The organism is Anaerostipes sp., assembly GCF_018381315.1.
In the GTDB taxonomy this organism is placed as follows: domain Bacteria; phylum Bacillota; class Clostridia; order Lachnospirales; family Lachnospiraceae; genus Anaerostipes.
In genome coordinates, this window is sequence record NZ_JAGZSD010000006.1 from 88,836 (window position 1) to 115,417 (window position 26,582).

The 26,582-nt window shown below is 43.5% G+C and carries 16 protein-coding genes; 13 read left to right on the forward strand and 3 right to left on the reverse strand.

Annotated elements, in window-relative coordinates:
* Window positions 1-32: 32 nt before the first annotated feature.
* On the forward strand, window positions 33-2,495 hold the full coding sequence (locus tag KH180_RS06775; RefSeq protein ID WP_290758223.1) for a sensor domain-containing diguanylate cyclase: 2,463 nt from the start codon (window positions 33-35) through the stop codon (window positions 2,493-2,495).
* A gap of 9 nt (window positions 2,496-2,504) precedes the next feature.
* Here KH180_RS06775 and KH180_RS06780 read toward each other — a convergent pair whose 3' ends face one another.
* Complete coding sequence (locus tag KH180_RS06780; protein ID WP_290758226.1) at window positions 2,505-3,959, reverse strand: GntR family transcriptional regulator; 1,455 nt, start codon at window positions 3,957-3,959, stop codon at window positions 2,505-2,507.
* Window positions 3,960-4,143: 184 nt separating this feature from the next.
* Here KH180_RS06780 and KH180_RS06785 point away from each other — a divergent pair, with 184 nt between their 5' ends.
* The 6 genes from KH180_RS06785 (at window position 4,144) to KH180_RS06810 (ending at window position 15,628) form a co-directional block, all read left to right on the forward strand.
* Window positions 4,144-7,443 (forward strand): EAL domain-containing protein, encoded by a 3,300-nt coding sequence (locus KH180_RS06785; RefSeq protein ID WP_290758228.1) that lies wholly within the window; start codon window positions 4,144-4,146, stop codon window positions 7,441-7,443.
* A 50-nt stretch (window positions 7,444-7,493) separates the two neighbouring features.
* Window positions 7,494-9,950: a PAS domain-containing hybrid sensor histidine kinase/response regulator gene (locus KH180_RS06790; protein WP_290758230.1), complete on the forward strand. Its 2,457-nt coding sequence runs from the start codon at window positions 7,494-7,496 to the stop codon at window positions 9,948-9,950.
* Between the two features lie 113 nt (window positions 9,951-10,063).
* Entirely contained in the window at window positions 10,064-10,861 is a 798-nt protein-coding gene (locus KH180_RS06795) for an HAD family hydrolase (protein WP_290758233.1), read from the forward strand.
* 289 nt (window positions 10,862-11,150) lie between these two features.
* Window positions 11,151-13,769: a C1 family peptidase gene (locus KH180_RS06800; RefSeq protein WP_290758234.1), complete on the forward strand. Its 2,619-nt coding sequence runs from the start codon at window positions 11,151-11,153 to the stop codon at window positions 13,767-13,769.
* A gap of 332 nt (window positions 13,770-14,101) precedes the next feature.
* Window positions 14,102-14,539, forward strand: a complete 438-nt coding sequence (locus KH180_RS06805; protein WP_290758238.1) for a MarR family winged helix-turn-helix transcriptional regulator — start codon at window positions 14,102-14,104, stop codon at window positions 14,537-14,539.
* A 12-nt stretch (window positions 14,540-14,551) separates the two neighbouring features.
* Window positions 14,552-15,628 (forward strand): FUSC family protein, encoded by a 1,077-nt coding sequence (locus KH180_RS06810; RefSeq protein ID WP_290758241.1) that lies wholly within the window; start codon window positions 14,552-14,554, stop codon window positions 15,626-15,628.
* A 92-nt stretch (window positions 15,629-15,720) separates the two neighbouring features.
* Here KH180_RS06810 and trpB read toward each other — a convergent pair whose 3' ends face one another.
* Together trpB and KH180_RS06820 are read right to left on the reverse strand one after the other, a co-directional pair.
* Window positions 15,721-16,935: a tryptophan synthase subunit beta gene (gene trpB, locus KH180_RS06815; RefSeq protein ID WP_290758244.1), complete on the reverse strand. Its 1,215-nt coding sequence runs from the start codon at window positions 16,933-16,935 to the stop codon at window positions 15,721-15,723.
* A gap of 84 nt (window positions 16,936-17,019) precedes the next feature.
* Window positions 17,020-18,444, reverse strand: coding sequence for a GntR family transcriptional regulator (locus KH180_RS06820; protein ID WP_290758247.1), 1,425 nt, complete (start codon window positions 18,442-18,444; stop codon window positions 17,020-17,022).
* A 175-nt stretch (window positions 18,445-18,619) separates the two neighbouring features.
* Here KH180_RS06820 and KH180_RS06825 point away from each other — a divergent pair, with 175 nt between their 5' ends.
* The 6 genes from KH180_RS06825 (at window position 18,620) to KH180_RS06850 (ending at window position 26,521) form a co-directional block, all read left to right on the forward strand.
* Entirely contained in the window at window positions 18,620-18,988 is a 369-nt protein-coding gene (locus KH180_RS06825) for an Hpt domain-containing protein (protein ID WP_290758249.1), read from the forward strand.
* Window positions 18,989-19,020: 32 nt separating this feature from the next.
* Entirely contained in the window at window positions 19,021-21,450 is a 2,430-nt protein-coding gene (locus tag KH180_RS06830) for a hybrid sensor histidine kinase/response regulator (protein ID WP_290758252.1), read from the forward strand.
* 231 nt (window positions 21,451-21,681) lie between these two features.
* The gene (locus tag KH180_RS06835; protein ID WP_290758255.1) at window positions 21,682-22,350 is read left to right on the forward strand and encodes a response regulator transcription factor; all 669 of its coding nucleotides are present in this window, start codon (window positions 21,682-21,684) and stop codon (window positions 22,348-22,350) included.
* Window positions 22,338-23,255, forward strand: a complete 918-nt coding sequence (locus tag KH180_RS06840; RefSeq protein ID WP_290758258.1) for a sensor histidine kinase — start codon at window positions 22,338-22,340, stop codon at window positions 23,253-23,255. Before KH180_RS06835 ends, KH180_RS06840 begins: the two co-directional genes overlap by 13 nt.
* 100 nt (window positions 23,256-23,355) lie before the next feature.
* The gene (locus KH180_RS06845; protein ID WP_290758261.1) at window positions 23,356-24,051 is read left to right on the forward strand and encodes an ABC transporter ATP-binding protein; all 696 of its coding nucleotides are present in this window, start codon (window positions 23,356-23,358) and stop codon (window positions 24,049-24,051) included.
* A complete protein-coding gene (locus tag KH180_RS06850) occupies window positions 24,038-26,521 on the forward strand; it encodes an ABC transporter permease (RefSeq protein WP_290758264.1) in 2,484 nt (827 codons plus the stop codon). The genes KH180_RS06845 and KH180_RS06850 overlap by 14 nt, the downstream gene beginning before the upstream one ends.
* The last annotated feature ends 61 nt before the right edge of the window (window positions 26,522-26,582 follow it).

The window sequence follows — 26,582 nt, forward strand, 5'->3', positions numbered from 1 at the left end:
ATAAAATTAAGGAGATCGGGGAGATTACAGGAATGGAGCAGAAGATGTATGGTGAGGGTTTTTCGGAAGATATTTTAAAAAGCATGGATATAGGAATGAGCATGCACCGTATGGATGAGATTTTTACAGTCATCTGGGGAAATGAGGCCTTTTACCGGCTGGCAGGCTGCACAGAGGAGGAATTTCTTCTCTGGTTTCCGGATCTAAAGCAGTACGGCAGGGCAAAAATGCAGGACTTCGGACCTATGATACAGCATTTTCAAAATGCATATGGCCGCGGAGAAAGAAGTGCGGAATATGAGATGCAAATGCCAGGGAATCAGGGGAGCCTTACCTGGGTGAAAATAACGGGAACCTTTGGCCGGCCAGATGAAGATGAAACCGGGACAGTTTATCTGGTATATACCGATATCAATGAATTAAAGCTAAAACAAACTGAGCTGCTTCAAAGAGAAGAAGAACGCACGAAAAATTTTGAGTGGATGCTGTCCGAGTATGCAGGAAATGTGTACATCAGTGATATGGATACTTATGAACTGCTGTATTTAAACAAGCATTCCTGCAATACACTGCAGACAACAGAGGATAAACTGGTAGGGAGAAAGTGCTATGAAGCCATACAGGGCAGAAATGCCCCCTGTCCATTCTGTACAAATGAATATTTAAACAAAGATGAAGCATATGAATGGGAATTTTTCAATCCCAATTTGAAGCGTACCTTTATGATCAAAGACAGAATGCTGAATTGGAACGGCCACAGAGCACGCATAGAGCTGTCCTATGATATGTATAGTACAGAATATAAGCTGGCCAAGAAAGACCAGGAGAGAGAAGCGATACTAAAAACCATTCCGGCAGGAATGATCCGGATAGATGCCAGAGATCACCGGTCAGTACTGTGGTGCAATGATATTTTTCTGGACATGATAGAATATACAAAGGAACAGTTTGAAGAGGAACTTCACAACCGATGTGCATATATGCACCCGGATGACTTTAAACGTGCAAGCCTGATGGCTCAGGATATGAAGAAGACCGGAGAAAATGCGGTCCTTGAAGTGAGGGCTTATACCCGTTCAAAGGAGGAACGTATCTGGACAGTTACTCTGTGCTATGTAAGCGGAGAAGACAGCTGGGACGGGATCCCGACCTTGTACAGCATCGGTTTGGATATCACGGCAGAACGGAGAAAGATGGAGAAACTGCAGCACCGTGCCGAAAAAGATGCGTTAACCGGCATTTATAACCGTGCCGAAACAGAGAAACAGATCCGGCAGTATCTTGCAGAGAACGAAGATACCATGAATGCTTTATTTATGATTGACACGGATAATTTTAAACAGATCAATGATACAAAAGGACATATGACGGGGGATACGGTCCTGTCAGCGATGGCATCCGGCATGAAAAAACTGATGCGAAGCAGTGATGTTGTAGGCAGAATCGGGGGAGATGAATTCACAGTATTTATGAAGAATATATCTTCACAGAAAGATGCAGAAAAAAGAGGAAAAGAACTGCTGAACATGTTCAGGCATTTGTTTGAAAATGATAAAAATCCTGTCAATATTACCTGCAGTATAGGAATCGCTGTCTATCCAAGAGACGGCAGGAATTTTAAAGAACTGTTCGTAAAAGCAGATAAGGCCTTATATCAGGCAAAAAGCCGGGGTAAAAATAACTATGTCATATATGGGGAGAATTCCATAAAAGGACTGGAGGACAATACTTATGTTTCACTCCGGACAGAGATAGATTCAGAAAAAAGATATGCAGAGAGTTCTGATAATCTGACCCGTTATGTATTCCGGATTCTGTACCAGTCAGAGAATGTAGATGAGGCGGTCGACACTGCTTTGGAGATTGTAGGAAAACAGTTTGATGTAAGCCGTGCCTATGTGTTTGAAAATTCAGATGACAGCCGGTATACATCCAATACTTATGAATGGTGCAGCGAGGGTGTCTCACCGGAAATAGCGAATCTGCAGAATTGTGATTATGCGGACTACGGAGATTATATAAAACTCTTTGGGGAAGATTCTATCTTTTATTGCCGGGATATCCATACTCTGGCGCCTGAGCAGGAAGCGCTGTTTTCTGCTCAGGGAATACACTCTACGCTGCAGTGTGCCTTCTGGGATGACGGAGTGTTTCAGGGATTTGTCGGGTTTGATGAGTGTACCGGACTGCGTCTGTGGACGCAGGAAGAAGTCAGTACTTTGTCGCTGATTGCACAGATTCTTTCTATCTTTTTGCAGAAAAAGAAAGCAAAAAGGGTCCACAAGGAGATGCAGCAGTATCAGACTGTTTTGAACAGTCTGGGTGACTGTATTTTTGTAGTAGAAGAACATGGTATTTTACTGTACGGAAATCAAAAGTTCAGAGATACTTACCCTGAATACAGGGTTGGGGAACTGTGCCGATGTGCGGCTGAAGGATCTCCCAAAATGCCGATTATATGGGACCGCAAGGAGGCCTATCTCTGCATACAATGATGCAGAAGATCAAAAACCGGAAATGTGTTCTGCGCCTTCAACACCGATTTCCAGGAGTTCCTTTTTTGCCGATGTAAAATTACGTTCAAACAGTGTCCGGAAGGCCCGGGCAAGTTCATTGTAGTCTGCACGGACACAGCCGCTGCGGATAGATGAAGAGATCGAGGACCATCCGGCAACAGGTTCAGAACCTGTTTTATCAAGGCGCAGGATGCTGCCTCTTAGCAAAAGGAGGGTAAGTTTACTGTAAATATCCTGTATGGCAGCCAGAGGGCAGTACCGGACTACAGCCTGAAGACCGATGCTGATCGTATGCACCATAGAGTTTGTCTCATCGGGCATCGATGCAGCGCTGTAAAGATCCTCCAGCATTTCCCGGGGGACATGGGGAAACGAAGCGAGCATCACCGGTTCACTGATGACGGCAAGTATCTGCAGAGCTTCCAAAAAGACTCTCAGATTGTCATCCAGAGTCAGATCCTTCAGCTTATATGGAATCTCAGATCCGCCCCGGGAGACAACAAAGGTTCCGACTCCATTGACTGTTTCCGTGATATCCAGCTTGTTCAGAAGACTGATGGTTCTTCGGGCAGTTATTTCAGAAATGTGGTAAATATCAGCCAGGGCCGGACTGCCGGGAAGGCGGACACCGACAGGGTAGACGTTCTGGTTGATTTTGCAGATGAGATCAATTGCAACAATGTCGCAGTAACGGATGCGTCCTTTGCGGGGCTCCCAGCTGAAAACATCAGGAGATCCGCTGCCGGGGCAGTTACCGGACTCTGTATTTTTAAGAAATTCTTCAATGCTGTGAAAAAACAGTGTGCCTAATCTCTCCAGTTTTTCTTTCGGAAAGCCGGCAGTATCTTTTGGTTTTGTCTGGAGATAGTCTGTATATTCTAAAGTGATTTTCTTCAAAAGAGAATCAGCCTTTTCTTTCCCATATTTTAAATATAAAATATCCAGGAATGCACTTCCTGAAAAAGAACTGATATCGTAATAAAGACTGAGAACCGTTTGATTCCCGAACTGAAGGAGGGTCTGTTCAAATTGCTGGTAAAGATCACGTCCGGCATGACGGCCCATAAAAACCTTTTGGTACCGGGGAGAAGAAAAGGTTTTCCCAGCATGCTGAATAATATACAAACAGAGTGCAGGAGAGATCAATTCGAGACTCTGGCATAAATCAAGAAGAGACCTTCTGCGCCGTTTGAAAATATCACTTTCAAGATAATTGTCATAAGGCTTATTTAAGACGGTTGTGGCACTGCCCCTGCAAAGTTTTATGAGGCCGTCAGACTCCAGCATTTTGAGTGCTCTCTGGGCAGGACAGTAGGAGACCTGGAACTGCCGGGCAATTTGTTTCGCAGAGGGAAACCGTTTCTCGTCATCATAAAAGCCCATCTGTATTTTCCCTGAAAGATTGCGATAAATCGTCTGTTCCTGACTGTGATAGTTGGACATATTCTTGCATCCTTTCTCGTGATGTGTTTAGGAATAATGCAGGCATTCCGTAAATTCTTTTCTTAATTATAATAGCATAAATCGCATTGAAACGATGATATTTACACCAGATTAAAACAATATATGATATAATATGAGCAAGCTATAAGTAAAAGGTTTTTATTGGATATAAAGGGGAGACAAAATGGCAAACAGAGAAAAGGATGATTGTCTGGAAACTGATAAGTTTTCTGTTGATTTGTCAGAAATCATAATTTTTGAGTGGGATATAAAATCAGACAGGCTGACATGTTCCCGGAGCGATGGAGTAAAGGTCCGTTGCAAGAACGTATACAATGATGCTGGCAGGAACAAAAAATTATTTTCGCTTATCCATCCGGAAGATGTTTTGCTGCTGACCAGATTTCAGGACAAAGTAAGACAGGGGAACTTGTATTCTTCGGCAGAATTCCGTTGTTTGAATTCTGAGGAGAAGTATAACTGGTGCCAGATTTATGCTATAACCCAATATGACAGTGATAATATTCCGGCGAAAGCGGTGGGAACTTTTTGGAATGTCCAGAAGGAAAAACTTAAGCTGCAGAAGTTAAGGCACAGAGCTGAAAAAGATGCTTTGACAGGAATTTATAATCGGGAAACGACAGAAGAACAGGTACAGGAATACCTGGAGGCACAGCCGGACAGTTCATGTGCCTTATTTATGATTGATACGGATAATTTTAAACAGATCAATGATAGAAAAGGGCATATGCTTGGGGATGTGGTTCTTTCCGAAATGGCCGGTACTATGAAAAAGCTGATGTCTGAAAACGATATTGTGGGAAGAATCGGAGGAGATGAGTTCACTATATTTATGAAGAATATTTCTTCCCCGACTGCGGCTGAGAAAAAAGCAAAAGAGCTGTCCCAAATGTTTGGCCATCTATTTGAAAACGAAAAAGAAGCGGTGCAGGTGACTTGCAGCATCGGTGTTGCTCTGTACCCTGAAAACGGAAAAGATTTTAATTCTTTATACCGGTGTGCGGATATTGCTCTTTATCAGGCAAAAAAGCAGGGAAAAAACAGATATATAATGTACGATAAGGACAGGCCGTTATGTACGGAAGAGGCGGAATGCTCTTTTTTAGGTACAGCAATCGATTCAGAGAAACAATTCTCTGATGGGCCGGACAATCTGGCCCGCTATGTTTTTCGGATTTTATATGACATGAAAGACATGGATCAGGCAGTTCAGACTATTTTAGAGATCGTAGGAAAACGGTTCGATGTGAGCAGGGCTTACGTTTTTGAAAGCAGTGAAGACGGGGAGTATTGTTTTAATACATACGAATGGTGCAATGACGGAATATCTCCGCAGAAAGAGAAACTGCAGAATATTAAATACAGTCAGTTCGGGGATTATAAAACTCTGTTTGCCGATAATTCGGTTTTTTACTGCAGAGATATTCATACACTGCTGCCGGAGCAGGTGGAGATTTTTGAGGAACAGGGGATCCATTCCACGCTTCAGTGTGCTTTCTGGAATGAAAATGTATTCAGCGGGTTTGTAGGGTTTGATGAGTGCACAGGGGTCCGGCTGTGGACAAAGGAGGAAGTAAACGCCTTGTCTCTTATTTCACAAATCCTGGCTACTTTTTTGCAAAAAAAGGAGGTTTCAGAGCGGAATCGGAAAATAGAGCAGGAACTCCAGTTTGTCAGAGAGGCCGGATTTCCTGTGAAATGCGGAGATGAAGATTATCATATTGCTGCTGAAAAAAGCATTGTGGACTGCATTCACTGCCTCACTTCTTCAGAATACTTGGAAGATTCCATTGAGTATGTATTAGAGATTATTGGAGAGTATTATCAGTCGGACCGCGTTTATATTATTGAAATAGATGAGGAACGGAGCGTTGCCAGCAATACATATGAGATTTGTGCAAAGGGAGTAAAACCGCAGAAAGAGATTCTCCAGGATGTCTCTATTGAAACTATTGCGTTTTGGCTTCAGGGATTTGAAGCCGGAGATTATATAGAGGTGGAGGATGTTGAAAGCCTGGGAGATGACCGGCGGTTGGAATATGAGATATTAAAGACTCAGGGAGTTCAGAGCCTGCTTGCAGTGCCGCTGCATGTCAAAGGAGCAGTAAAAGGATTTTTGGGAATTGATGATCCGAAACGATATAAAAAGAATATCCGATATTTAAAAGAGCTCTCATATTTTATTGAAAATGAGATTTCCAAGACAATATTACAGAGAAAACTGAAGCGGATGAGCTATCAGGATTCTATGACAGGTCTGGAAAACAGGAACAGCTATGCAGAATACTGCAGCAGTTTTGCAGAACAGAGTCCGGTACCGGCAGGAGTCATTTTTATGGATATTAACGGACTCAAAATCATGAATGATACAAAGGGCCATATCTGCGGAAATATGCTGATTATGCACATAGCAGATAAAATGAAACAGTATTTTCCGGACGGAAGAAAATTCCGCCTCAGCGGAGACGAATTTTTAATTGTGACAGAAAAAATGGAGTATGACAGGTTCAGTAAGATGCTTCATGCCATGACAGAGAGCCTGTCTGAGAATGGCCGGTGTATCGTGTCGGTCGGAACCACATGGAGTGATGTGCGGACTGACCTGCTGCAGCTGGTTAATAAAGCGGACCGGCTTATGCACCTTAACAAACAGGATTACTATAAGAAGAACGAGAAGATAGCCGCTGAGAAAATGCCTTTATTTAAGGAATTGCTGGAATCTATTATCAATAAGGAATTTGTACTGTATCTGCAGCCGAAATACTGTGTGAAAGAAGATCGGATAAAAAGTGCGGAGGTTCTGATCCGGTATAAAGAAAAAGATGGAACGGTCATATCACCATTTCAATTTATCCCTCTGCTGGAAAGTGAAGGGCTGATTTCTTATATTGATTTTTTTGTGATGGAAGAAGTGTGCAGGCTTCTTACAAAATGGAAGGACACCGGGCTGTCTCATATAAAACTTGCCATTAACTTTTCCAGGATCACATTGCTGGACGACCATTTTTTTGAGCAGTTTTGGAGTGTTTTTCAAAAATACAGCTTAAGTCCCGGACAGCTTGAAGTGGAAATCACAGAAACTCAGGAAACACTGAATAAAAAACAGATGGCACAATTATTGGAAAAGATGAAAAAACATGGATTTTCGATTGCTTTTGATGATTTTGGAGGCGGAAATTCTTCTTATGAATTTTTGATGATGACCAATTTTGATATGCTGAAAATTGACAAAGGGATTATACAAAAATATCAGGAGTCGGAGAAAGGAGAAATCCTCATAAATCACATTGTGGAGATGAGTCATGCTATTGGAACGCAGTGCTGTGCAGAAGGGGTGGAGACAGAAGAACAATTTGAGTTTATGAAAAGGGCCGGATGTGATTATGTTCAGGGGTATTTGATCAGCAGGCCTGTTCCGGCAGAACAATTTGAGGAAGAATTTATGCTGCGCCAAGACACTTAATAAGTTGTAATTAAAAATGCTGTTTGCTATATGATTGAAGGAGAAGGGGTATGGAACATCAGAAAACGAAGCGGCTGGAAGAAAGAGCCGGTACAAATATGGTTTATGAGGAAACGGACTGTAAAAATCCTAAGCCGGAGCAGCAGAATCGCCAGTTAGAAAAAAAGGCCAGCTACTTTAAGTGGATGCTGGATGAATATGCAGGCAATGTATATATTGCGGATATACAGACCTACGAACTTTTATACCTCAATCAGGCTGCCTGCGAGACACTGTGCCAGCCGGCAGAAAAGCTGGTTGGCCGCAAGTGTTATGAGGTTATTCAGGGGAGGGAGGAACCATGTCCTTTCTGTACAAATGGCCTTCTGACAGAAGATGAGTTCTATGAGTGGGATTTTTATAATCCGGTTCTGAAACGTACATTTATAGTAAAAAACAGGATCGTTAATTGGGAGGATCACAGGGCCCGGCTTGAACTGTCACATGATAATATGAGTCCGGAGTATAAGCTGGAGAAGAGAGACCGGGAGAGAGAAGCCATTATAAGATCTATTCCGGGAGGATTTGCACGTGTGGATGCCCGGGACTTTAAGACAATTATCTGGTATGGGGGAGAATTTCTTCCTCTGATTGGCTATACAAAAGAACAGTTTCAAAATGAGGTTCACTCCCAGTGTGACTATGTGCATCCGGATGATTTAGCCCGTGTGGAGGAAGTGATGCGAAAATCCAAGGCGACCGGGGAAGATAAAGCCATAGAGGCGCGTATTGTGGCCCGTGACGGAAAAACCAAGATCCTGACCATGACCTTTAGCTATGTGAGCGGAAAGGACAGCTGGGACGGGTTAGATTCCTTTTACAGCATTGGAATAGATATAACAAAGGAGAGAGAAGAACAGGACAGACAGCGCATTGCATTGGAAGATGCCTATCAGGCGGCCAGAGTGGCAAATGCAGCAAAAACAAATTTTCTATCCTCTATGTCACATGATATCCGGACTCCGATGAATGCTATCATGGGTATGGCTGCTATTGCGCAGGCAAATCTGGAATATCCGGATAAGATAAAAGACTGTATGGACAAGATTAATACTTCCAGCAGGCATTTGCTCAGCCTGATCAATGAGGTTTTGGATATGTCAAAGATCGAGAGCGGGAAGATAAATATTGCATTGGAGCAGGTCAGCCTTCCTGAAATGGTCGAAACAGTTACTTCGATGTGCCTTCCTCTGATAAATGAAAAGCACCAGTATTTTGAGATGAGCATCGGACATGTATCCCATGAAAATGTGGTGGCAGACGGAGACAGGCTCAGGCAGGTTTTGATGAATATCCTGTCCAATGCAATAAAGTATACTCCCGAAGGAGGAACCATTACTCTGCGCATCAATGAGCAGTATTCGCCTAATCCGAAGAAAAGCCAGTACGAGTTTATCTGTATTGATACCGGCATTGGAATTTCCGAGGATTTTCTGCCGCATATCTTTGATCCGTTTTCACGGGCAGAAGATTCCCGTATTAGTAAAATCCAGGGGACCGGTCTGGGGATGGCAATTACAGAGAACATTGTGCGAATGATGAACGGTACCATAGGAGTGGAAAGCAAGATTGGAAAGGGAAGCAAATTTACGGTCTCTGTCCCTCTTGAAATTTGTGGGGAGGAAGCACAAGGCAGCGATGAATTAACCGGACTTCCGGTATTGGTAGTGGATGATGACCAGATCACTTGTGAGAATGCCGCTGCACTTCTCCACGAGATCGGCATGCGGGGAGACTGGGTTTTATCGGGGAAAGAAGCCATTGACAGAATTGCAGAAGCCCATGAGAAGCAGGAGGATTTCTTCGTTGTCATTCTGGACTGGAAGATGCCGGGGATGGACGGGTTGGATGCGACAAAGGCCATCCGCAGAAAGTTAGGTGATCAGGTTCCAATTATTGTGATATCCGCCTATGATTATTCTGATATTGAAGAAGAGTTTTTGGAGGCCGGCGCTGACGCATTTATCACCAAGCCTCTTTTTAAGTCGAAGATGCTGCAGGTTCTGCATTTATTTGTCTCTGCGGACAAAGGAAATGATACAGAGACTAAAGAGGAAGAGAATGGGACAGAAATAGAAGGCAGAAGAGTGCTTCTGGTAGAAGATAACGATATTAACCGGGAAATTGTTACAGAGCTGCTTGAAATGAATCAGATCAGTGTAGATTCAGCCGGAAACGGACAGCTGGGCAAAGAAGCCTTTGAAGCATCAGCACCGGGGGATTACAGTGCTATTTTAATGGATATCCAGATGCCTGTAATGAACGGCTATGACGCGACAGCAGCTATCCGCAGTTTGGAAAGGGATGATGCCCATACGATTCCCATTATAGCCCTGACGGCCAATGCATTTACTACAGATGCGGCAAAAGGCTACAGTGTAGGTATGAATGATTATCTTGCCAAACCAATAGAGATTGAACACCTGATGCAAGTTCTGCGCAGATGGATGGGAAAGAGAAGTAAGTAATCATCTGCACACTTATAAAGGAAGAAAGGTTTGGATAGCCTATTGAATTTACTTCATAAAATCAGTACAATAAAAGAATAGTACATAATGTTTGGCTGAGAAAAGGGGATTTTATGAAGAAGTACAAGGGAATCGTTTTCTTCGATTATGACGGAACGACCGTAGATGACACAGACGGCATAAATAAGGCAACAAAAAAGACCATTGAATCTTTGGAAAAACTAAAGGGAAATGGATATTTGACAATGCTGTGTTCTGGGAGGAGCAGGCGGTTTTTAGAAAATGATATTGATAAATTCGAGGGAGCGATCACCTGCAATGGATCCTATACGGAAGTCGGCGGGCAGGTTGTCACGGATATTCATATTTCAGAGAAGACAATGCAGGAAGTGATCAGACGGTATTTTTCAAAAGACACTGCGCTGCATTTAGAGACACAGGACGTTACATATTATATGCATTATAACCAGCAGTTTTATCGGGATTTCCGAGACTTTTTGGGGTTCCCGGACTGTTGGTTTGCACCCTGGGAAGACCGGAAGGATGAGCATATTACAAAGATTGTTATAAATTATGAAAGGGAAGAACTGGTTGACAAGTTACAATCAGAATTTGCAGAGGAGTTACAGTGTGTAAAACCTTTTGAAGATCTGAATATTTTAGATATTATGTCAAAAGGAGTGACAAAGGGAGATGCTATTGTAAGACTTATGGACAGGCTGGGAGTCCATAAAGAAGACTGCTATGCTTTCGGCGATTCTGACAATGATATTGAGATGCTGGAGGCTGTGGGAACGGCCATTGTCATGGGCCGGCACAGCAAGGCAGCAGGCAGGGCGGCAGATATGCTGACTGGTACTGTGAGAGAAGAAGGAATTACAAGAGCTTTGGAAAATATAGGATTGATTTAACGTCTGTGAAGAAAGTATATCTGTTCAGAGACCTTTTTTATTTCATAGAAGAGCGTTCCGTGAAATAAAAAACACTCCGTGCAGGATGCGTACAAATGCGCAGAGAAACTATTTGCCTTTGGCAAACCGCATTTGGCGCGCAAAGTGAACAAGCCTCTCAAAGAGTGAGGGACCTAAGAGATAAGGTGGCTCGTTCACTTTGTTCTATTACATATAGTTATATATATATTTACAGGGGGTAAAATGATAATAATTCTGTCCCTGCAGAAAGCAGGAGAGGGGAGACAGTATGAAGAAACTATCGATTTTATTAATGGCAGTCTGCTTGTTTTTCAGTCAGCTGACTGTGGCAGAAGCAAAAGAAAAGGCATCGCCCGATGAGGGCAGCAATAATTACCATGCCATAGATTATGAGGTGTCGGAGTCAAAAACAAAAAATGCACAGTTCCGTTCGCGAAATGTACTGCCGGAGGTATATGACGCACGGACACAAAATTATGTGACCAGTGTTAAAGATCAGAATCCATTTGGTGACTGCTGGGCATTTTCTGCTATGTCTACCGCTGAGACCAGTGCTTTAAAGAATAATTTGGCATCTGACAAGGCCAGCCTGGATCTGTCAGAGCTGCAGCTGGCGTATTTCTTTTATCACCGTGTGAACGATCCTCTGGGAAATACCGGGGGAGACCGGAATACAGCGCTGTCCGCTGTGGGCACAGATGATTATCTGCAAAACGGAGGAAACAACTGGATGACGGCAGTGAGTCTTTCTCAGTGGGCCGGACCTGTCGCTGAAAGCAGGGCTCCTTATGTAAATAACTCCGTTGATTATCCAAAATCTCTGGATGCGGATCTTAATTATCTCCATACAGAATATGCCATGAAAGATGCTGTTTTTCTTCCGGATAATGATATTGAGGGGATAAAACAGGCCATTATAAATTATGGATCTGTCAGTATCGCTTATGCTTCCGGAGGAATTAATACCAAATATTTTTACAGCGGCAGTACAGCATTTGACCATTCAGTTACCATTGTCGGATATGACAACAATGTTTCAAAAGAGTTGTTTGGCAGCCAAAAGCCGGAAAATGATGGTGCATGGATTGTAAAAAACAGCTGGGGCAGCTGGGCTGGTGATGAGGGATATTTTTATCTTTCCTATGACCAGCCGCTGAATGCTGTTGTAGCTTATAATTATATGTCAGCTGAACAATATGATAATAACTATTTTTATGATGGATCTGCAAGTATGATGAAAGGCAGCATGGAAGGAGACTTGACTGCAGCTAATGTCTTTCAGGCCAAAAGCGGAAGTGATAAAAACCCTGAGTATTTGGGCGCAGTTTCTGTAGGGATAGCCAACGCAGATACGAACTACAGTGTCCAAATTTATACGGATTTAAAGGATCCCTCTGATCCATACAGCGGAACAAAGGCGCTTTCACAGCCGGTTACCGGCTTTAAAGCGTATGAGGGGATTTATACGATTGAACTTCCCGATAAAATAAGATTAAGTCAGGGAAGCAAGTTTGCAGTGGTTGTCACACTGAAAAATAAGGATACAGGGTCTGGCAAGATCCTAATAGCCCAAGACTGGAATTATAACTGGATATCCATGAAGGAAGAAACGGCTCCGCAGCAGAGTTTTGTACTTGAAAACGGCAGTTGGTACGATACAAGCAAAGATAAGTTCTGCTGTCGGATTAAAGCATTTACTGATTCAGATGCCTTGAAAATACAAAAAGCAGAAATTGAAGTAAGCAGTAAATCCTATATTTATAATGGAGAAGAATTAAAGCCATTACTGAAAGTTACTATGGAAGGACAGACATTAAATGAAGGTACGGATTACAGTATTAGATATGTTAATAATGTAAATGCAGGGAAGGCGACTTTAATTATTACTGGAGAAAACGATTATTGTGGTATAAGAAATATATCTTTTACGATTCAGCCGCGCAGTCTTACAGAAGCAGATATCGGGAGCATTACTTCCGTAAATTATAATGGAAGAGCACAGACTCCTGCGGTTACTGTTAAAGATGGGGCTGTCACTCTCAAAGAAGGAAGGGATTATACACTGGCCTATGACGGCAATAAAAATGTTGGAAAAGCATCAGTGACGATTAAGGGAATAGGAAACTATACTGGAGAGATTACCAGGAACTTTACAATCGTTCCATGTAATGTGAATAAGCTGAGCTGCGGCAGTATCAGCCCGAAGACTTATATAGGAAAAGCACAATATCCGGATATCCGGATTACAAACAATGGCACGGTTCTAAGGAAAGGAACCGATTATTTATTATCCTACCGAAACAATACCAATGCAGGGACGGCAGAGGTCACCATTACAGGAAAAGGGAACTATACCGGCCGTATGGCCAAGTATTTTAAGATTGCCAGACGCGGAGTAAATACTCTCAGTATCAGCAGGATTTCTAACCGCATTTATAGTGGGAAGCCTATAAAGCCTTCTGTGACAGTAAAATATGGATCAAAGACTTTAAAAAAGAATACAGATTATACTTTAAGCTACAGCAGCAATAAAAATACCGGAAAAGCCACAGTGAAGGTAACAGGAGCAGGAAATTATACGGGAAGTGTGGTAAGAGCGTTTTATATTGTTCCAAAGAAGACAAGTATTACATATGCGAAGTCTAAAAAATCCGGAAAGGTTACTATAAAATATAAAAAGGCAGCAGGGGCAGGCGGATATCAGATTGCCTACCGTAAAAAAGGAACAAAATCTTATAAGTATATAAGAACGTCCAAGCGTTCCTATACGATATCAAAGCTTTCCAGAAAAAAATCCTATCAGATAAAGGTACGTCCGTACAAAACTGTAGGGAAAACAAAATATTACGGCAGCTATAGTGCCCAGAAAACGGTTCGTATCCGTTGAAAGGCCGGCTGAACTTTTATAAAAACAGAGAAAGAAACATTTTGGTGCCGCGGTGCCGGGATGTTTCTTTTTGCTCTTTCATGGGAAAGCGCGTCCTATGAAAGAAAAAGCACTCCGTGCAGGATGCGCACAAATGCATAGAGAAATTATTTGCCTGTGGCAATCGCATTTGGCGCGCAAAGTGTACAAGCCCCTCAAAGAGTGAAGGGTTGGGGGAGATGAGGTGGGCGTGCCACTTTGTTCTGAGTGTTGACATTTTGATCATGGAGTAATACTATATATAATAGTTCACAAAGTAAACTATTTGTTTGATTGAGGATATGGAGATATTAATGAAAGATAAGAATTGGCTGGAATCAATGAAAAAGCTTGGTGCTGTTCGTTTATTCTCAAGTTTGTATGTGAAGAAATCCAGAAAAGGTGCACTGACATCGGCGCAGGAAGTAGACCTGCTGTTTCGTACGGCATTTGCAGGGGATAAAATGACTCCTTTGGAACTGAGCCGTGCCATGGGTGCGAGCAAAACCATTGTCAGCAGACTGATTGAAGATCTGAAAGAAAAGAAATTGATCACGAAACTGTACAATAGAGGAGATAAACGCAGTTATTCTCTGAAAATCACAGAGGAGGGCAAAGAGGAATTGGATCGCATGTATCATTATTATCTTGGGCCGCTCTATGAACTTCAGGAAAATCTGGGAGAAGAGAATTTTGAACTTTTAATGAAACTGATCGAAAAGGCAAATAAAAGAAAGCAATCAAATATTTAAGGAGGAATTTCTTTGACATTTTATCAGGAATTACAGTTAAACTCAGCCGGATCAAAGCAGTTGATCCAAAAGACGGAAGATAGGAAAGAAAGAAGACGGCATATCCTTATTTATAATTTAAAAGTGTATATGGTGCTTGCATTCTGTTTTGCAGTTGTAGCAGTTTATACCGGATTTTTGGGTTCATCAAACAGTGTTGTGGGAGTGACGGTACTTTTGACACTGCTGGTGCTAAGGCAGGTGGATTTTGGTATTAAGACATCCCATGGAGTATGGGCAGTATTTTTGATTTTTGGTATACTGGCTGTTGGTCCAAGACTTTCAAACATGATAGATCCGCTTCCGGCATGCTTTGTCAATATAGCCTGTATCCTGGGGATTTTAGTGCTGGGCTGCCACAATGTGCTTATGGCGAACCAGTCAACTTTTGTACTAGGATATTTACTATTGCAGGGATATGATGTGAGCGGGCATGAGTTTTATATGAGAGTCATCGGCCTGGCTGTGGGAGCTGTTATCTGTGGGGCAGTTTTTTATATTAATCACAGAGACAGAAGCTATAAGAGAAGCTTTTTTGATCTGTTCCGGGAATTTGATCTGCGTTCTTTCCGCACCAGCTGGTATTTAAGACTGACATTGGGGGTCTCTACTGCAATGCTTGCCGTATCCCTGCTCCATATGCCCAGGGTAATATGGGCCGGAATTGCTGTGATGTCTGTACTTCTCCCTTTTGCAAAGGATATGGAATACAGGGCAAAACGCAGAGCTCCTTTTAATATTTTAGGATGTATTATTTTTCTGGCTTTATATTGGATCCTTCCGGACAGCATGTATCCTTTCATCGGACTTGCAGGAGGGATCGGGGTAGGTTATTCTGCAGGATATGAATGGCAGACTGTATTTAATACCTTTGGTGCCCTGGCTATTGCCGCAGATGCTTTTGGACTTCAGGCTGCCATTGTTTTAAGAATTGTAATCAATGTCTTTGCATCAGTTTATGCTGTGCTGTTTGACAAAGGATTCCGCAAAGCGGCATCATGGCTGGGAGAAGCCGCAGACAGCAGGAGTATCATGGAAGACGGAATATAATAATACAAGTTCTCCGGCCTGCACTAAAGGGAATTCTAAAAACAGAAAAATTCACATCCCTGAGACAGCAGGCCGGAGAACTGGTCTAAATATTATAGATATTTTTCTCCGTATCCGTAATTTTCTACTACATAATCAATATCCTTATCGCCCCGTCCGCTTAAGCACACTAAAATGGAACCTTTTTTCATTTCCTGTGCTTTTTTTGTTGCATAAGCTACGGCATGGGAACTTTCAATCGCCGGAATAATGCCTTCATAACGGGAAAGCTCAAAAAACGCCTTCATAGCGGCTTCATCATCCACTGTATCGTAAGTTACTCTGCCCAGATCATGCAAAAATGCGTGTTCCGGACCGACGGAGGGATAGTCAAGGCCGCTGGCAATGGAGTAAACAGGAGCAGGCTCGCCGTTTTCATCTTTCAGCATGATGCTTTCAAAACCGTGCATGACACCTTTTTCCCCATAAGTCATAGAGGCGGCATGATCGCCTAACTTTGAGCCGCGGCCCAAAGGTTCAATCCCCACAATATCTACTGCCTCATCTACAAATGGAATAAACATGCCGATGGAATTGCTCCCGCCTCCCACACAGGCACAGACCACATCCGGCAGCAGACCGGTCATTTCCAGGAATTGTTCCTTTGCTTCATATCCCACAACAGATTGAAAATCACGGACCATCAGCGGAAATGGGTGCGGACCCAGAGCAGAGCCGATGCAGTAGATAGAGTCTTTATAGTTTTTAGCGTAGGATTCAAATGCAGAATCTACAGCTTCTTTTAACGTCTTTAATCCGTGAGAAACAGGGACGACATTTGCACCGAGGATTTTCATCCGGGTAACGTTTGGGGCCTGTTTTGCAATGTCAACTTCACCCATATGTATCTCGCACTCTAATCCAAAAAAGGCTGCCGCAGTGGCAAGGGCCACACCGTGCTGTCCGGCACCTGTCTCAGCGATCAGACGCTTTTTGCCCATGAATTTTGCCAGAAGTCCTTCTCCCATGCAGTGATTTAATTTGTGGGCGCCTGTGTGATTTAAGTCCTCCCGCTTTAGATAAATCTGACAGTTTCCGTACAGCTTGGATAACCGTTCACAGTGATAAACCGGGGTAGGCCTTCCCTGGAATTCTTTGCGGATTCTTCTAAGCTCGCTGATAAACTGTGAAGAATGGCAGATCGTCTGGTAAGCATCTGAAATCTCCTCAAAGGCAGGGCGGAGTTCGTCTGTCAGATAAGCACCGCCGTAAGGGCCGAAACGGCCTTCTGAATCAGGATAGTTTCTAAGATATGTTCTGTAATCCATAATTTCCTCCTGTGTTGTTGTTATTATATTTTATTTTATCATGAATAGGTGCTGAAAGAAATCTGTTTTCCTATGCATCCCGTGCTAGGTCAGACGTTCCTGCTCAATCCCAAGCTGTACAAAAAGTTCTTTGCACACTTCGTATGATTTGGCAACATGATCGGAAACAGCATCTGCCAGGCCTTCCGCATTCTTCAGACGGAGTTCACGCTGAAGTCTGCCGGCATATTCTGTGTAAAAGTCACTGCTTTCCAGCCGATGGAAGAATACATGAAGGGCATGTCCCCAAAGCAGCAGTTTATACAGCTGGCGGTAGGTTTCCCTGATCAAAGCAGAGGGACTGTTCTGGCCTAAAAACTGAAGACAAGTGTCGCCCAGCAGATAAAGAGTGTTTTCGTCAATATGTCTTTGAATCTGGCCGGAAAGCTTCTGAAATCCTGCAGCATCCAGCGAAGAAAAGGTATGGACGGCTGCGTTTCTGCAGGTCAGGGTACAAATTTGGAGGGCCTGTAAAAAGATCTTTAAATTAGCTTGAATCTGAGGAAGTGAAAAATTTGGAGCGTCTCTGTTCCTTCTGGAAACAATCTTTGTGCCGATTCCGTTTACGGATTCAGTGACACGCATTTTCCCCAAAAGTTCAAGGGTTCGCCGCATAGTGATGGGAGATACCTCATATTCCTGGGCAAGTTCCTGGCAGGAAGGCAAAAACTCTTCCTGTCTGTAAATGTTTAAATTGATTTTGCTTAAAATCTCAGCAGCAAGAGTATAACATATCTGAGGGCGTTTCCGGTAAATATGCCAGCGGAAAGGGACTTGCTCTGCCGGCGGGCATTTATCAGGCAATTTAGATAACTGGCCAAGAAATTCTTTCAGCAGATTTTCGTGAAAGTGCTGCGCTTCCCTGGCTGCCTCGTCTGCCTGCCCGTTCTTAAATAAATTTAACAGCCGGTCATAATGAACGGAAACCTGCTGGTCTGCATCATCAAAGTCCGAAGGGGTGCGCATATAAGGGATTCTTAAATAGCGGACGATTTCCCAATAAAGATTAAGCAGAAGGGGATTGTCAAACTGCTGTGTGATCTCTGCATAAAACCGGGTGATCCGCTTGGCAGCATGGCCATTGGTCTTTCTAATCTGAGAATGGATCCGTTTTACTGTCTCATGCTTTTGTTCCTGAAAACACAGACTGTTGACAGGGTCAAAGATAATACCGGAGAATCGTGCAATATCTTCCATTCCGTCTTTGTGCGTAAGGAAATAATGAAGATACTGCTGTTCGGACTGTTTGACCGGAGTGTAAATAACGGTGGCGGCCTTCCGCTCTGAGGTCTCGATATAATTCTGCTCCTTCATCTTGGAGAATACTGCCCTGACGGTCAGCGCACTGACCTGGAAATGCCTGCATATATAGCTGATGGACGGCAGACGGTCGCCGTGCACATAGTAGCCGGACAGTATTCTGGAAGTAAAATAATCATAAATAATATCGGTCATTCTGGTATCCTGCATGAACGGAGTCTCCTTTTTGAAATAATTAATATTATAACATAATTCTGCAGGAAAAATATATACTGGCGGGAGGATCATTCTGTATTGAATATTCAGGGATTATCGAATATAATAATTAAAACTGATTATAAACTGAACAAGGTAGATGAAAGTAAAAGTTAAAAGGGGTTAAGAGATGTTGATTGATGAATGTTATAAGCGGATAGGCGCAGATTATGAAGATGTAGAGAACAGGCTTGGAAATAAGGAGAGAGTGAAAAAATTCCTTTATTTATTTTCTGAGGATGACAGTTATTTAAAGCTTGTAAAAGCCCTTGAGGAAAACCGGGGACATGAAGCATTCCGGGCCGCACATTCTCTCAAGGGTATCTGCATGAATCTGAGTCTCACAGCACTGCTTAAGCCCGTGGAATCTCTGACAGAAGAACTGAGAGACGGCAGGATCACAGCGGAGGCAGAGGAAATGGCAGAACAGGCCAAAAAGGAATATCAAAGGATTTTAAAGTGTATTTCGGAGCTGAAACAGGAAGAAAGCTGTCACTGATTCGTACAGAGGGCTCAGGAACGGAGGAAACTATGAATAAGCAGGGAACGGGAAATGGAAATAATGACGAGTATGAGACATTGATGAACATGCTCGGGGCCAGTGTCAGCAAACATCTGCTGGATGAACATTTTACTCTGATTTGGGCCAATGATTACTATTACGATCTGATCGGCTACAGCAAAGAAGAATACGAGGAAATCTACCAGAACCAGTGTGACAGGTATTATATCAATGATGAACTGGGCATTCATGATGAAGAACTGTGGGAAAAAATCGGCGAGAAAGTTGTGCAGGCCGTTCAGGAGGGAAAAAGCGGGTTCAGAAGTTCTTACAAGATGCGCCGGAAAAGCGGCGAATACATCTGGGTAAATATGTCTGCTACATTCATAGATGAATATATAGACGGCTGTCAGGTGTCCTACACGGTAATGACAGATATCAGTGATGTCATGAAGATGAAAATGGAACAGTCTATTACATACGATAATCTTCCGGGATTTGTTGCAAAGTACCGGGTAGAAGAAAATCTGAATTTTATTCTCATGGAAGCCAATACAAGATTTTTGGATTTTTTTGGTGAAGACAGCTGGAAGAACATGGACTACTCTTTATTTCGGAAAAATATAGAGCAGAACAAGGAGATTTTTCTGGAAAATCAGGAACGTCTGCTGAGCGGAAAACCGGTCCATTTTACTGTGCGTATGAACAGCTGGAAGGGCAGTGAAGCATGGTTTCAGATCAATGCGGTCTGTGTAGAGTGGCAGGCGGGGTATCCGGTTTATCTGGTCGTTTATATTGATGTGACAAATGAGACCGAACTGCGGCATATGCAGAGACAGCTGGAGAAGCAGGCGGAAGAACTCCGGAATGCACTTGGGCTTGCCGAGAAGGCCAATCAGGCAAAATCAGACTTCTTGTCCCGTATGAGCCACGACATAAGGACTCCGATGAATGCCATTATCGGTATGACGGATATTGCAGAGACTCACATGGATGATGCGGACAGAGTGAAAGACTGTCTGAAGAAAATATCTTTGTCCAGCCAGCATTTACTGGGGCTGATCAATGATGTTCTGGATATGTCAAAGATCGAGAGCGGGAAAATGGCACTGCAGAATGATATTATGTCTCTGCCCGAGGTGCTGGAGAATATTGTTGCAATTATGCAGCCCCAGCTGAAGTTAAAGAATCAGCAGTTTTCAATCCGCCTGAAAAATGTAATCCACGAGCAGTTTTTCAGTGATGCATTGAGGCTGAGACAGGTATTTCTGAACATATTGTCAAACGCCAATAAATTTACTCCGGAAGGCGGGAAAATCACGATGGATGTAGAAGAAACAGAGTCTCCCGATCCGGACACAGCAATGTTTACATTTGTGGTCCGTGATACAGGAATAGGAATGACTCCGGAGTTTCTCGAACATATTTTTGATGCATTCAGCAGAGAGAGGGACAGCCGTGTAGATAAGACGGAAGGAACAGGTCTGGGCATGGCCATCACGAAAAAGATTGTGGAGCTGTTAAAGGGAAACATTGAGGCAGAGAGCAGGCCGGGGCAGGGGACCACATTCCGTATATCCATGCCCCTGAAAATTGAACAAAATACGCTGGCAGAAAAACAGTTTCCGGAACTGCATGTGATTGTTGTAGATGACGATGCGGTCATGTGTAATTATACTGTGGAGATGCTCCAGAGAATTGGTGTATATGCGGAGTGGACAGACAGCGGTGAAAAGGCGCTCAAAAAGATTGAGGAAACAAAACGGGCAGGGGGAAGATATGATGCAGTGATTCTGGACTGGAAGATGCCGGATATGGATGGACTTCAGGCGACCAGGCATATCCGGAGTCTCTGCGGGAAAGAGCTTCCTATTCTCATTATTTCCGCCTATGACTGGAGCGATATTGAAAAAGAAGCCCTTGAAGCAGGAGTCAGCGGATTTCTTTCAAAGCCGGTTTTTATTTCAACATTATGCAGAGGACTCAGAAAGTATGTGGTTGGAAGACAGCAGTCAAAACTACAGGAGATTTCGGATATCGGGACGGATTTTAAGGGCAGAAGGTTTTTATTAGTAGAAGATAATATGCTCAATCAGGAGGTTGCAAAAGAACTGCTGGAGGATCTTGGCGCACAGATAGAGATTGCGGCCGATGGGGCTCAGGGAGTTGATGCTTTCAGCCAATCTCCAAAAGATTATTATGATTTAATTCTGATGGATGTCCAGATGCCGGTCATGGACGGATATGAGGCAACGAGGACCATCCGGGCCCTGTCCAGAAGTGATGCAGAGACAGTTCCGATTCTGGCTATGACAGCCGATGCTTTTGCAGAAGACATCAGTATGGCAAAACAATCAGGTATGAACGGACACCTGGCCAAACCGCTGGACAGAACAACGTTAAATCGGGCAATTAACAAATATATGAAGACTTCGTCCTCCGGCAGCAAAAAGCTGTGACGATTATGAATGGTATGTAGGACAACAGACGGCTGTGCGGAAATATTTCTGTACAGCCCTTTTTCATTTCATAGGAAAGAGCGCCTTATGAAATAAAAAACGCTCCGCAGGATATCGAAAACGAAAAACACTTCACCGGGAATCAGTCACAGTTCTGTGATAGTTGTGAATTTTTAAGTGCCCGGGTATTTCATATGTTAAAATAGAATGGAAATGACACGGAGGTGAAGGATGCAGAAGATATTTGTGATCGAGGATGACAGGGAACTGAATGAAGGAATATGCTATGCTTTGGAGAAAGAGGGATATGCTGCTTCAAAGGCATATTCCCTGGCGGAAGCCAGAGACTTATATTTGCGGGAACATGCGGATCTGGTGCTGCTGGATGTAAACCTGCCGGATGGTGAAGGATTTTCTTTCTGCAGCTGGGTTAAAGGCCAGAGTGACCTTCCTGTACTGTTTTTGACGGCAAGGGATTTGGAAGAAGATGCGCTGAAAGGATATGGGCTGGGGGCGGAGGATTATATTACAAAGCCATTTTCCATGAGAATATTAAAACATAAAATTAAAGTAGTTTTAAAGAGAGCAGGGCAGAATGGACAGGAATTATTTGATGACGGATTTTTAAAGATTGATTTTGCTTCGGCAAAGGTCTGGAAAGCAGGAAAAGAATGCATGATAACCCCTACAGAATTCCGCCTGCTGAAGCAGTTTGTATCTAACAGAGGCCAGCTGCTCCCGTATTCTCTGCTGCTGGAACGTGTCTGGGACACAGATGGAAACTTTGTGGATAAGCACGCTTTGGCAGTGAATATTAACCGTCTGAGAAAAAAGATTGAAGATCAGGAGCACCGGTATTTAACAAATATTTACGGGATGGGATACCAATGGACAAAATGATGATACTGGCGGCAGTTTTTGCCATTGCCGCCCTTTATATGGGTTTGAGCAGGCGGCGCATGAAAAAAGAAATCTATGCTTTTACCAACAGGCTGGAGTCATGTTTAGATGCCATGGCTTTAGGCAGGGAGATGGAGCAAGATGCGGACGATGAAGATACTTTGTGGAGCAAGGTGTATGAGAGGCTCAAAAGGCTGGACCGGATCTGGCAAAAGAAGAATGCAGAAAGTCTGGAGGAAAAGAAAAAGATCAAGGAACTGATCTCTGACATTTCTCATCAGACGAAAACTCCCATCGCCAATATAAAATTGTATGTGGAACTTCTTCAGGAAGAGGGTAACGGACAGGAGCACCGGTTTCTGCAAAAGATCGGAGCCCAGACAGAAAAATTAGATTTTTTGCTGAAAAGCATGGTAAAAATGTCAAGGCTTGAGACCGGAGTAATCGGGGTCCACTGCAAAAGACAGTCTTTATCGGAGACTTTGGGCAGGGCCGTGTCGTCCATCGTACCCAAGTCAGAGCAAAAACAGATCAGGCTGTCTGTGGATTGTGACAGCTCAGTCACGGTCATGCATGACAGCAAATGGACCGAGGAAGCATTGTTTAATATTCTGGAAAATGCAGTGAAATATACAGGACAGGGCGGAAGTATCCGGGTCTCAGTGTCTGTCCAGGAGATTTTCACAAAAATCAGTATAAAGGATACCGGAAAGGGGATTGCTCCGGAGCGGCAGGCAGAGATCTTTGCAAGGTTTTACCGGGAGCCGGAGGTGTATGATCAGGAAGGAATCGGGGTAGGGCTTTATCTGGCGAGAAACATCATGACGCTTCAGAACGGCTATATTGAGGTCAGGTCCGAACCGGGAGCCGGGGCTGATTTCAGGCTGTATCTTCCCAACAGATAAGCTTTTTATTCCGGTCACAGTTTTGTGAATATGATGCTTTGTGAACAGTTTGTGATTTTTATGAGATATGCTTGAATCATCAAAGGAAGGAGATAAAACAATGGAATCAGAGATTGTGAGCACACAGGCATTAAAAAAATATTACAAACTGGGAAATAACACCGTAAGGGCATTGGACGGAGTGAATTTTCAGGTAAGAGAACGTGAATTTATCGCTATTGTCGGAAAGTCGGGAAGCGGAAAAAGTACACTGCTTCATATGATCGGAGGCCTGGACACACCCACAGCGGGGAAAGTGCTTGTGGGAGGAAGGGATTTAGGGGAGATGAACAGGGAACAGCTTGCTATTTTCCGCAGAAGAAATATTGGTTTTGTATTCCAGCACTACAATCTGGTGCCGGACCTGAATGTTTATGAAAATATTACACTGCCCATAGAACTGGACGGCACCCCTGTAGACAGAGAATTTGTGGACGAGATTTTAACTTTGTTAAATCTTGAAGAAAAAAGAGCGGTAATGCCTCATACGCTGTCCGGCGGACAGCAGCAGCGTGCGGCTATTGCCAGAGCCGTTGCATCAAAACCGGCGATCATACTTGCTGATGAGCCGACCGGAAATCTGGACACGGCATCCGGACATGATGTTCTGGGACTTCTGCGCACAATGGCCAGACAGTTTCAGCAGACCGTCGTGCTGATTACCCATGACCAGGATATCGCACAGCTTTCTGACAGGATTGTCCATATCGAGGACGGCAGGATTGTGGGAGGGAGCAGAGATTATGCTGGAAAATAATAATCATAAAATTATTACAAAGATGGCCGTATCATCCCTCAAAGGCAGCAGGCAGAAATTTGCTGTGATCATTGCTGCTGTTATGCTGTCTGCCTTCATGCTTTTCAGCGTTCTGACCGTGGGAACCACATATTTTCAGATGCAGAGGATACAAAATATTCATATGCACGGGGCTGATTATGATGCAGCCTTAATGGGCGGCTTTACGGCCAGGCAGAAAGCTTTCTGTAAAAACCATCCGGACGTTTTGTCAGCCGGCGTAGGGGCATATGCAGGGTATGCCGAAAAAACAGATGCAGATGATACTCTGCATACCTCTCTTATTTGGAATGATGATACCTCCTGGGGGCTTCAGATGAGACCGGCGAGAGAAAAGGTCAGGGGATATTATCCGAAAAAGGAAAATGAGTTAATGGTTACAAAGGAAGCTCTGAAAGACTGCGGAAAGGAAAACCTGGACGTGGGAGATTCCTTTCAGCTGACCTATGCTGATTTGAAGGGATCGCACACAAAAACTTTTCTTATCACCGGTATTTGGGAAGGCTACGGAGATCAGCAGGTATTCGGTGTTTCGGAGGCGTTCTACAAAAAAACCGGATACCAGCTGGGCAATATGGGCGTGCTGTATGTAAAATTTAAGAGCAGGATCCTTTCTGAGAGAGAGCAGCTGAAATTTCAGGAGGGATTAAACCTCAGCAGCCGTCAGAGCTTTCAAGTTATGGGAGAGATGAAGAAGTCTGTAGGAATCCTGGCAGGAATGGCCGGTCTGGTTCTGATAACCTGTCTGAGTGCTTATCTTCTCATTTATAACATCCTGTATTTGTCTGTCTCCAGGAATATCCGTTATTACGGACTTATGCGGACTGTGGGCATGACTTCAAAACAGATCTGCCAATATCTGCAAAAACAGATGCTGTTTGTAGGAGCGGCAGGGATCGGAATCGGGATGCTCCTTGGCTTTGCATCTTCTTTTCTTATCATACCCCATGTTGTGAGAAGCCTCGGCATCCGGGAAAGCGCCATTCACATTTCATTCCATCCTTTCATTTTCTTTGTGAGTGTATTTATCACAGCAGTCACCATATACCTGGGAAGTTTAAAGCCTGTTAGAACCGCAGTGTCTGTATCCCCGGTAGAAGCACTGGGCTATCAGGCGGCATCCGGAAAGAAAGACAGGCGTAAGCCGGGCAGAGGAAATATTCTTTGGAGAATGGCAAAGGAACAGTTTGGCAGAGATAAGAAAAAAACAGGGATTGCAGTTCTTTCCCTTGCAGCCAGTTTATCTATATGTCTTTGCCTGATTACAATTGTTGACAGCCATGGTGCAAGGACGATTGTGTCTAATTATATGGATACAGATCTGACAGTCAGAAATGATACGGCTATGAAGGATGATGAGGAAGAATGGAAGCAAATTATAAAGCCTTCGGCCGTAAAAAAGATCAGAGAAAATGAAGGAGTCAAAGGGATACACACGATGCTGGGGGCAAAAATGGAATTGCCCTGGGAGCCGGAGTTTTCTGACGAATGGATGAGAAAATTTTATGAAGTGTGGATGTATAGTTCCTACAAAGATGATATCGAAGATTATAAGAAACATCCGGAAAAATACGGAGCTGTTATGGTGGGAATCGGGGATGATGAATTTGACGATCTAAATGAAAATCTCGAACAGCCTGCTGACAAAAAACAGTTCCAAGACGGAAAGATTTGTATTATATACCGAAGCGGTCTGCAGCTGGATGCAGATAAGACTAAAAGGGTGAAATACCGTCTGGCAGCAGGACAGAAGACAGAAATATCACAGATGAAGATTGCCGGATTTACAGACGATGAATACTATGGAGGATTTATGGGGAAAGGACCGGCTGTCATCGTGAGCAGCCGTTTCCTCAGGCAGCAGGTAAAGGCCCCTTATATTATCAAATTAAATATACGGTACCAGAAGGAATATGACGAAAAAACAGAAGCGCAGATAAAGAAAAGTCTGGAGCAGGGTACTGCTGCAAAGGATCTTTCTTATGATTCTAAGATTGAGAACATGAAGGTGACCAGAAAGGCACAAGGCAATATGACAGGAGTCGGAGCGGGGATCGCTGTAATTCTTGCCTTGATCGGCATGACGAACTACATAAACACTGTTTTCGGAAACATCCAGAGCCGGCGGGTGACGCTGGCGGTCATGGAAAGTGTGGGAATGACCAGAAGACAGGTGAAGTCCATGCTTGTGCGGGAAGGACTGTTATTTGCAGCATCATCACTTCTGATCACTGCCACAGCAGGCTTGGGCGCAACTTATCTGTGTTATCAGTCTATGAACTATATGAACATTCCGTTTACGGTGCCTTGGGTGCCGGTACTGGCCGCTGTATTGTTATCCTCAGCAGCGTGTATTGTGATCCCTTTGGCCGCATACCGGATACTGGAGGGGAAAGCCGTCATTGCAGAAAGAGTCAGAGGATTTGAATAAAGAAGTATTGACATTGTCTGTTTAATATGTAACTATTGTTATGTAACGAATGTAATTTAAC

Excerpts from the sequence above, each read along its gene's own strand:
- KH180_RS06775 (WP_290758223.1), top strand. The coding sequence starts at position 33 with ATGGAGCAGAAGATGTATGGTGAGGGTTTTTCGGAAGATATTTTAAAA.
- KH180_RS06780 (WP_290758226.1), bottom strand. The coding sequence starts at position 3,959 with ATGTCCAACTATCACAGTCAGGAACAGACGATTTATCGCAATCTTTCA.
- KH180_RS06785 (WP_290758228.1), top strand. The coding sequence starts at position 4,144 with ATGGCAAACAGAGAAAAGGATGATTGTCTGGAAACTGATAAGTTTTCT.
- KH180_RS06790 (WP_290758230.1), top strand. The coding sequence starts at position 7,494 with ATGGAACATCAGAAAACGAAGCGGCTGGAAGAAAGAGCCGGTACAAAT.
- KH180_RS06795 (WP_290758233.1), top strand. The coding sequence starts at position 10,064 with ATGAAGAAGTACAAGGGAATCGTTTTCTTCGATTATGACGGAACGACC.
- KH180_RS06800 (WP_290758234.1), top strand. The coding sequence starts at position 11,151 with ATGAAGAAACTATCGATTTTATTAATGGCAGTCTGCTTGTTTTTCAGT.
- KH180_RS06805 (WP_290758238.1), top strand. The coding sequence starts at position 14,102 with ATGAAAGATAAGAATTGGCTGGAATCAATGAAAAAGCTTGGTGCTGTT.
- trpB (WP_290758244.1), bottom strand. The coding sequence starts at position 16,935 with ATGGATTACAGAACATATCTTAGAAACTATCCTGATTCAGAAGGCCGT.
- KH180_RS06820 (WP_290758247.1), bottom strand. The coding sequence starts at position 18,444 with ATGCAGGATACCAGAATGACCGATATTATTTATGATTATTTTACTTCC.
- KH180_RS06825 (WP_290758249.1), top strand. The coding sequence starts at position 18,620 with ATGTTGATTGATGAATGTTATAAGCGGATAGGCGCAGATTATGAAGAT.
- KH180_RS06830 (WP_290758252.1), top strand. The coding sequence starts at position 19,021 with ATGAATAAGCAGGGAACGGGAAATGGAAATAATGACGAGTATGAGACA.
- KH180_RS06835 (WP_290758255.1), top strand. The coding sequence starts at position 21,682 with ATGCAGAAGATATTTGTGATCGAGGATGACAGGGAACTGAATGAAGGA.
- KH180_RS06840 (WP_290758258.1), top strand. The coding sequence starts at position 22,338 with ATGGACAAAATGATGATACTGGCGGCAGTTTTTGCCATTGCCGCCCTT.
- KH180_RS06845 (WP_290758261.1), top strand. The coding sequence starts at position 23,356 with ATGGAATCAGAGATTGTGAGCACACAGGCATTAAAAAAATATTACAAA.
- KH180_RS06850 (WP_290758264.1), top strand. The coding sequence starts at position 24,038 with ATGCTGGAAAATAATAATCATAAAATTATTACAAAGATGGCCGTATCA.